The sequence below is a fragment of the Actinokineospora terrae genome (assembly GCF_900111175.1).
GTDB lineage: Bacteria > Actinomycetota > Actinomycetes > Mycobacteriales > Pseudonocardiaceae > Actinokineospora > Actinokineospora terrae.
The window spans coordinates 537,130-544,678 of record NZ_FOGI01000001.1; the positions used below are offsets into that span (position 1 = coordinate 537,130).

Sequence of the window (7,549 nt, forward strand, 5' to 3'; positions counted from 1 at the left end):
GGCTCACTTAACCTGGGAGGCGTGGGTGCGGTTGGGGCTGCTGGGCGCGGGGCTGGTCCTCGTGTGCCTGTTCAGTGTGGCCATCGGGTCGCGGACCATTCCGCTCTCGACGGTCTGGGACGTGCTCACCGGGGTGGTGCCCAGCGGCGACGAGGCCACCATCATCTGGGACCGGCGGGTGCCCAGGACGCTCATCGGCCTGCTGGTCGGCGTCGCGCTCGGGGTCGCGGGGGCGCTCATGCAGTCGCTGACCCGCAACCCGCTGGCCGACCCGGCGCTGCTCGGCGTCGACATCGGCGCCTCGACCGCCGTCGTGGCCGCCATCGCGTTCTTCGGGATCACGACCGTCAACGGCTACATCTGGTTCGCGTTCCTCGGCGCCGCCGTCGCCTCCGTGTTGGTCTACGTCCTCGGGTCGACCGGGCGCACGGTCACCCCGGAGCGGATGGTGCTGGCCGGGGCGGCGATCAGCGCGACCCTCGGCGCGTTCGTGGCGGCGACCACCGTGCTCGACCCGGCCGCGTTCCAGCAGTTCCGGTTCTGGCAGATCGGCTCACTCGAAGGACGCGACATGACCGTCGTGGCCGACATCGCGCCGTTCGTGCTAGCCGGACTCGTTGTCGCTGCTGGGCTCGCCTCGCCGTTGAACGCCATCGCCCTCGGTGACGAAACCGGGCGGGCGCTCGGGGTGAACCTCACTACGGTCCGCGTCAGCTCCGCGGTGGCCATCACGCTGCTGTGCGGGGCCGCGACCGCCGCCGTTGGGCCTATCGCGTTCATCGGGCTGACCGTGCCTCACATGGCGCGCGCGATGGTCGGGCCGGACCAGAGGTGGGTGCTACCGGTCAGCGCGCTGCTGGCGCCGGTGCTGCTGCTCGGCGCGGACGTGGTCGGACGGCTGATCATCGCGCCGCGGGAGATGGAGGTCGGGATCATCACCGCCTTCGTCGGCGCCCCGGTGTTCATCGCGCTGTGCAGGCGCAGGAAGCTGGCGCACCTGTGAGCGTCGTGTCCGGTGTCCCCGTCCGCGTCGGGGCGCTGTCCTTCCGCGCACACCCGCGCGCGGTGATCGTCGTCGTCGCGCTGCTGTTCGTGGTCGCGGGTCTGGCGCTGCTCGGCCTGCTGACCGGTGACTTCGCGCTGAACCTGGCGCAGTTGTGGAACACCCTGCAGGGCGCGGGCACCGGCGGCCAGAAGTACATCGTGTTCGACCTGCGCCTGCCCAGGGTTACGACCGCGGTCCTGGTCGGTGCCGGGCTCGGGGTCAGCGGCGCGATCTTCCAGAGCCTGTCCCGCAACCCGTTGGGCAGCCCGGACATCATCGGGTTCTCCACCGGCTCGGCCACCGGCGCGATCCTCGTGCTGATCGTCTTCGGCGGCGGCATGACCCAGATCGCCCTCGGATCCATCCTGGGCGGGGTCATCGCGGCGATCATCGTCTACGGCCTCGCTTACCGCACCGGCGTCCAGGGCTACCGACTGATCCTCATTGGTATCGGCGTCACGGCGGTTCTTGGCTCCCTTAACACCTACATCCTCACCAGAGCTGGTTTGCGCCAGGCACAGGCGGCCCAGGTATGGCTCGTCGGCAGCCTCAACGGTCGCGGGTGGTCGGAAGTGCTGCCAATGGCCATAGCCATGGCGGTACTCCTACCGGCCGCGATAGTCCTAGGGCGCAGGCTCGGTGTACTGGAGATGGGCGACGAGACGGCGACCATGCTCGGCATCCGCACAGAGCCGACCCGCCTCTCTCTCGTGGTGATCAGCGTCGCTCTTACCGCCGTCGCCACCGCTTGCGCCGGACCCATCGCCTTCGTCGCACTGGCCGCACCCCAGTTGGCACGACGCCTCGCAGGCTCATCCGGCGTAGCACTACTCCCAGCCGCCGCGATGGGCGCGACCCTGCTGTTGGGCGGGGATGTGTTGTCCCAGCGGGTCTTCGGCCAGAACGCCCTCCCAGTAGGCGTCGCAACCGCCGCCATCGGCGGCCTCTACCTAGCCTGGCTCCTAGCCACGGAATGGCGCTCCGGCCGCCGTTGAGTGGCCTTCGGACGCCGCTGGTCCGTTGCCGTCGGTCCATCACATTGACACCCTGGTGGGTCGCAAGTAAGGATGACCTAACTTTGTTAGCGCGCACTGACTCGCGCGCGGCCACAGGGAGGACACCGGGGTGGATCTGCTGCGCAGCGGCCTGCGGAGGGAGCGGGCCGTGCTCGGAGCGGGCCTGGCCGCCACGGTGGTGCAACAGGCGGCGTTGCTCGCGTTGCCGTGGTGTGTTCAGCACGGGCTCGACGAGGGGATCACGCCGGGTGACTCCGGCCGGACGGTCTTCTGGTCGGTCACGACCTGTCTCGTCGCGGTGCTCATGGTGGTGGCGGCGGTGGCGGGCAAGTGGTGGTCGAACCTTGCCGCGAACCGGATCGCGCACGCGCTGCGCGGTGATCTGGCGGCCAGGGTCGGGGTGCTCGACCGGGCGGCTCTGGCGCCGTTCGGCCGCGGTGACCTTGCCATGCGGGTCACCAGGGACACCGAGATGATCAACGCCTGGGTGCAGGGGCTGACCAGGTGGTCGCGGGTTGTGGTGACGGTGCTGGTCGTGGTGCCCGCGGTGGCGCTGCTCGACCCGATGCTGCTGACCGTGCTCCTCGTCGCGATGCCGTTGCTCGGCCTGCTCAACGCCCAGTTCCCCGGTCGGTACCGGGCCGCCAACGAGCGCCTCTCCGGCGCGCACGGCGACCGCGCCGACGCGGTGGAGGACCTGCTCTCGGCCAGTGCCGCGGTGCGCGGCCTCGGTGGTGAGCAGGTGCTGGTCCGCCGCCACGGCGAGGTCAGCGCGCACGTCACCCGGCACACCCTGGGCGTCGCCAGGATTTCCGCGTGGTGGGTCTCCGCGCCGCCCGCGTTGCTGCGGCTCGCGGTCGCGATCGGCCTGGCGGTCGGCGGTCTCGCCGCCATCGACGGCCGGATCACCGTGGGCTCGCTGGTGGCCTTCACCTCCTGGATGATCACCATGACGGTGGCGGTGACCGTCCTGGTCGACCTGCTGGTCAACCGCGGCCAGGCGAGAGTCGCCGCGGCCAGGGTCGCCGAGGTCCTCGCCGCCGTGCCCGCCGTGGCCGCCCCGCACGACCCGCGCCCGCTGCCCGACTCCGGGATGCTCTCGGCCGTCGGGGTCACCGCCGTGCGCGACGGCAGGACCGTGCTCGGCCCGGTGGACCTGCTGGCCGCGCCCGGCGAACTCGTCGTGGTGACCGGCCCAACCGGCTCCGGCAAGTCCGTGCTGGTGCGCCTGCTGTGCAGGCTCGACGACCCGGACCACGGTACCGTCCACTTCGGAGGGATCGACCTGCGGCTCGCCGACCCCGAGCAGGTGTGGCGACGGATCGGTGTGGTGCCACAGCGCCCGGTAGTGCTATCCGGGACGTTGCGCGACAACATCACCCTCGACCGCGACATCGACGAAGACCTGGTTAGAGAGGCGTGCCGGGTGGCCGCGCTCGACGAGTTCATCCAGGACTTGCCGGACGGCTACGAAACCGTGGTCGGCGAGCGCGGTGAGACTCTCTCCGGCGGACAGGTCCAACGGCTCGCGTTAGCCCGGGGGCTTCTGGACAAGCCACCGGTGCTGGTGCTCGATGACGTCACCTCCGCGGTCGACGCCGAGACCGAGCGGACCATCTTGCGCCGGTTGCGCGATTGGTCTCCGCAGACCGCGATCGTGTTCGTCTCGCACCGCCCCGCCGTGGTCGCCGCGGCCGACCGGCTGATCGTGCTCGCCGCCGACCGGGAAGGCATGGAGGTCGTCGGTGGCTGAGATCCGCACGCTCGACGAGGCGCCGTCGACCAAGGGTGTCCTGCGCCGGTTCTGGCCGCACCTGCGCGCGCACCGCTGGCGCATCGGCGCGGCGATGCTCACCACCGCTGCGGCGACCGCCGCCGTCGTCGGCATCGCGCCGGTCATCGGCTCCGGGGTCGACGCGGTGCTCGGCAAGGACTCCGGCGGGCTGTGGACCGCCGTGTTCGTCCTCATCGGACTGACCGTGGCCCGGCTCGTGCTGCTCGCCGCCGCCGAGCTGCAGCTGACCTCGGTGGGCGAGCGGGTGGTGCGCCACCTGCGCGAACTGGTCGTCGAGCGGCTGGCAGGCGCGCCGCTGCGGTTCATCGAGGCGCACCGCACCGGTGACCTGCTGCGCCGCAGCACCGGCGAGGTCGCCGAGCTGGCCCAGTTCGTCCGCGCCAGCCTGCCCGACCTGCTCGGCGCGGCGATCTCGCTGAGCATGACGGTCGTCGTGCTGCTGGTGTACTCCTGGCTGCTCACGGTCATCCTGCTCGCGGTGTTCCTGCCGGCAGCGGTGCTGGTGCTGCGCTGGTTCGACCGCGACGCCGACGACGCCTTCGGCGACCAGGCCGCCGCCGAGGCCACCATGGCCGCCCAGTTCACCGAGTTCGTCGCCGCGGGGGAGACGCTGCGGCTCGGCGGCGGGGTGCGCGCCAGGCTGCGCCGCTTCGGCAAGTCCAACGACGAGGCGCTGCGCGCGGCCAACCGCACGGTCGCGGTGCAGAACCGGCTGGAGACCATGAGCCTGCTCGAAGGGCTCTCCACCGCCGTGCTGCTGCTGCTCGGCGTCTGGTTCGTGACCTCCGACCAGATCAGCGTCGGCACCGTGGTGGTGTTCGTGCTGGCCACCAAGAACCTGTTCGAGGGCGTGCTCAACCTCTCCGAGCTGCTGGCGGAGCTGCAACTCGCCCGGGTCGGCCTGGCCCGGCTGCTCGACCTGCTCGACGCTACCGAGCGCCCGGTCAAGCAAGCGACCGCGACCGCCGCCCCCGCGCGCGCGGATCTGTCTACATCAGACCTGGAATACGCCTACATCAACGGTTCCGAGGTGCTGCACGGAGTCTCGGTGTCCTTCGCCGAAGGTGACCGTGCTGGCCTGGTAGGCCAAACGGGCTCCGGTAAGACCACCCTGGCCAAGCTCTTGAGCGGCCTCTACGCCCCAGACCGCGGCCAGGTCACCTACGGCGGCGTCGACTTGGCCGACCTCGACGAGGCCGACCTGCGCGGCAAGCTCGTCCTAGTCCCGCAACAGGTCCACTTGGTCGATGGCACTATCGCCGACAACCTCGCTCTAGCGCCTACCGCGCCCACCCGCGTGGACATGGTGTCCGCCGTGCACTCCCTCGGGCTCGACGACTGGGTGGCGTCGCTGCCCGATGGGCTCGACACGGTCGTCGGCCGTCGTGGCGACCGGTTGTCGGCGGGGGAGCGGCAGATCATCGGCCTGGTCCGGGCCTCGCTGGTCGACCCGGCGGTGCTGATCCTCGATGAGGCCACCGCCGACATCGACCCGGAGACCTCCGCCCGGCTGGAGCGCGCGGTCGACCGCCTGCACACCGGTCGTACCCTCATCGTCATCGCGCACCGCGAGGCCACCATCCAGCGGCTACCGCGGGTTGTCACACTCGCCGGAGGGCGGGTCGTCCAGGAGGAGAGGGCAGGTTAGTGCCGCTTGTCGAGGTAAACGGCATCAGTTTGAGCTACCACGACAAGGGCACCGGCGACCCTGTCTTGATGCTGATGGGCACTGGCAGCTCCGGTCGTGTCTGGCACCTGCACCAGCAACCCGCTCTAGTCACCGCCGGGTACCGCGTGATCACAGTGGACAACCGCGGCATCGCGCCGTCGTCGGAGTGCGCGGACGGCATCACCGTGGCGGACATGGCCGCTGACGTCGTCGCACTCGCCGCGCACCTCGACCTCCCGCGCTTCGACCTGGTCGGCACGTCCCTCGGCGCGCGGATCGCCATCGAGGTCGCGGCCACTCGGCCGGACCTGGTCGGCGGGCTCGTGCTGATGGCGACCCGCTCCCGCCAGGAAGCGCTGCACGCCGCGTTCGACGCCGGTGAGCTGGAGCTGGCGAAAGCGGGAATTCGACTCCCGGCCCGGTTCCACGCAGCTTCTACAGCTTTGTGGAACCTTTCCCCGCGCACGCTCTTCGACGCCGGGAAAGCGCGGGAATGGCTCGACGTGCTCGAGTTCGGCACCCAGCCGCCGAGCGCGGGCGTGATCGCGCAGATGGCCATCGCCGACGACCCCGAGCTGCTCTCGATCTGCGCCGGGATCACCGCGTCCACGCTGGTCATCGCCTTCGCCGACGATGTGGTGACCCCGCCGCACCTGGGTCGCGAGGTCGCCGACGCCATCGCCGGGGCCCGGTTCGCGCGGGTCGCCGATGGCGGTCACTACGGTTATCTGGAACAGCCCGCCGCGGTCAACACCCTGCTGCTGGAATTCCTCGCCGCGCGGTGATCACGCCGGTGTGACCGAACCCGCACGAGATCGGCTACCACTTCTCCACCTGACCGAATTAGGTTAGCCTAACCAACGGTTAATCCGGTCCCCCTGAGGAGTGCGCGCGATGTCGACCAACCCGTTCGACGACGAGAACGGCACCTTCCACGCCCTCGTCAACGACGAGGGCCAGTACTCGCTGTGGCCGACGTTCGTGGCGGTCCCAGCGGGCTGGCAGGTCGTGTTCGGCCCGGACACCCGGGCCGCGACGCTGGCCCACATCGAGGCCAACTGGACCGACATGCGCCCGCGCAGCCTGGCCGCCCGGATGGACGCCGACAAGGCAGGCGCCTGACCGTGGCCACGCCAGGAGCGGCCCGCCGCGGCCCGGCGGGGCGCGACACGCTGCGCCCGTACCGGCTCACCGTGGCCAGGACCGAGCGGGTCACCCCGCACACGCTGCGGGTGACGCTGACCGGTCCGGATCTGGCCTCCTACACCGAGGTCGGGCCGGAGCCGCGGTGCAAGGTACTGCTACCGCCCACTCCGGACACGGAGGTCGTCGTGCCGGATGGCGTCCCGTTCTGGGACGCGCTGGCAGATCTACCGGAGAGCGTGCGCCCAATCGTGCGGACTTACACCGTGCGAGCGGCCCGCCCTGCCGACCTTGAGATCGACATCGACTTCGTCCTGCACGGTGACACCGGTCCGGCCTCACGCTGGGCTGGGTCCGCGCGTCCTGGCGACTCCGTTGGCCTCTATGGCTGTCTGAGCAGCTTTGCGCCGCCTGCCGACACCGCCGCGTACCTGTTGGTCGGTGACGAGACGTCGCTGCCCGCCATCGCGGGTATCGCCGCGTCGTTGCCCGCCGGAGTGCCCGTGCGGGTCATCGTCGAGGTCGACTCGGTAGCGGAAGAGCAGCCGTTGGAGTCGGCGGCGGATCTCGCGGTCACCTGGCTGCACCGCGACGGTGCCGAGCCGGGCACCGGGACCGGGCTGCTCGACGCGGTCCGCGCCGAGTCGGTCGACCAGCGCGTGTTCGCGTGGGTGGCGGGGGAGTCCGCTGCCGTGCAGTCGATCCGGGCGCTGCTCGTGCTGGAGCGCGACCTGACCAAGCAGCGGGTGTACTTCAGCGGCTACTGGCGGCGCGGGCACGCCGAGGACGACTGAGCCGGGTTTTCCAGCTGTACCAGCGCGCCGGGGCCGAGCAGGTCGCCCCGGTGCGGGTGAACGCCGTGCCGGAGAGGTGAAGCGGGG

7 protein-coding genes are annotated in these 7,549 nt (G+C 70.8%); all 7 read left to right on the forward strand.

The window, feature by feature from the left end; translation table 11 throughout:
• The first annotated feature begins 25 nt into the window (after positions 1–25).
• The 7 genes from BMY07_RS02260 to BMY07_RS02290 all read left to right on the forward strand — a co-directional run bounded on the left by BMY07_RS02260 (position 26) and on the right by BMY07_RS02290 (position 7,462).
• Positions 26–1,003 carry a FecCD family ABC transporter permease gene (locus tag BMY07_RS02260; RefSeq protein ID WP_092774685.1) on the forward strand — a complete coding sequence of 326 codons (978 nt, stop codon included), beginning with the start codon at positions 26–28 and terminating at the stop codon, positions 1,001–1,003.
• On the forward strand, positions 1,000–2,040 hold the full coding sequence (locus tag BMY07_RS02265) for a FecCD family ABC transporter permease (RefSeq protein WP_092774686.1): 1,041 nt from the start codon (positions 1,000–1,002) through the stop codon (positions 2,038–2,040). Before BMY07_RS02260 ends, BMY07_RS02265 begins: the two co-directional genes overlap by 4 nt.
• A 130-nt stretch (positions 2,041–2,170) precedes the next feature.
• Positions 2,171–3,814 carry an ABC transporter ATP-binding protein gene (locus tag BMY07_RS02270; protein ID WP_092774687.1) on the forward strand — a complete coding sequence of 548 codons (1,644 nt, stop codon included), beginning with the start codon at positions 2,171–2,173 and terminating at the stop codon, positions 3,812–3,814.
• Positions 3,807–5,504 carry an ABC transporter ATP-binding protein gene (locus BMY07_RS02275; RefSeq protein ID WP_092774688.1) on the forward strand — a complete coding sequence of 566 codons (1,698 nt, stop codon included), beginning with the start codon at positions 3,807–3,809 and terminating at the stop codon, positions 5,502–5,504. Before BMY07_RS02270 ends, BMY07_RS02275 begins: the two co-directional genes overlap by 8 nt.
• A 68-nt stretch (positions 5,505–5,572) precedes the next feature.
• Complete coding sequence (locus BMY07_RS02280) at positions 5,573–6,310, forward strand: alpha/beta fold hydrolase (RefSeq protein WP_092774947.1); 738 nt, start codon at positions 5,573–5,575, stop codon at positions 6,308–6,310.
• Positions 6,311–6,419: 109 nt separating this feature from the next.
• Complete coding sequence (locus BMY07_RS02285; protein ID WP_092774689.1) at positions 6,420–6,647, forward strand: MbtH family protein; 228 nt, start codon at positions 6,420–6,422, stop codon at positions 6,645–6,647.
• 2 nt (positions 6,648–6,649) lie between these two features.
• Complete coding sequence (locus BMY07_RS02290) at positions 6,650–7,462, forward strand: siderophore-interacting protein (protein ID WP_177215387.1); 813 nt, start codon at positions 6,650–6,652, stop codon at positions 7,460–7,462.
• The last annotated feature ends 87 nt before the right edge of the window (positions 7,463–7,549 follow it).

Coding starts and splice junctions, on each gene's coding strand:
- BMY07_RS02285 (WP_092774689.1), top strand. CDS start 6,420: ATGTCGACCAACCCGTTCGACGACGAGAACGGCACCTTCCACGCCCTC.
- BMY07_RS02280 (WP_092774947.1), top strand. CDS start 5,573: ATGCTGATGGGCACTGGCAGCTCCGGTCGTGTCTGGCACCTGCACCAG.